The organism is Streptomyces sp. P17 (assembly GCF_032436805.1).
Lineage (GTDB): Bacteria > Actinomycetota > Actinomycetes > Streptomycetales > Streptomycetaceae > Streptomyces.
In genome coordinates this window covers 1-557 of the sequence record NZ_JAVRBF010000271.1, presented here as the reverse complement: position 1 = coordinate 557, position 557 = coordinate 1, and the positions used below count along the sequence as shown (strand labels likewise).

The following is a 557-nucleotide window of genomic DNA, read 5'->3' as shown; positions in this document are numbered from 1 at the left end:
CTTTTCGCCCTCGCTGGCCCCGGACTGCCATTTCCCCACCCGCAGCGGCTGGCCATAGGTCTGGGTGAAGATCGACCAGTCGCGCAAGGTGAAGGCCTTGAACATCCAGCCCCAGGCAGCCACCCGCGCCAGCCCGGACCGCAGATGCAGCCCGGATTTGGCGCTGATATTGGCAAAGATGTAGCCGAACGGGTCAAGCGCAAGCTCGGTGCCGGTATCGCTCAGTTGCACCGGGGTCATCAGATCGTCACGCCGGAAGCGGAACCAGCGCGGGTCGTGGCGCTCCAGCCGTTTCGGCTCCCACTGACCTTCCGAGCTGTCCCAGTGGATGCGGGTGAAGGAATAGCCCTTGCCGATGGCGTCAAGGATGTCGAACAGCTCTTCGGTCAGCTCGTCGCGCTTAAGCCAGTCACGCACCATATCGGCCCTGGCCACATCCTCGGGCGCGTCTGACGCCGCCTCGACCGAAATGTCGATCTGACTGACCGACCGCTTGCGAGTCGAGAGCACGCCCAGATAATGCGGATCACGCTCTTCGATGGTCTCGGCCAGTTCGA

The 557-nt window shown here is 63.4% G+C and carries 1 protein-coding gene; it reads right to left on the bottom strand.

Annotation, left to right across the window (positions count from 1 at the left end):
• Positions 1 to 557: DUF935 family protein (locus RMT89_RS40805; protein ID WP_315888807.1), on the bottom strand; the 557-nt coding region annotated here is incomplete at both ends.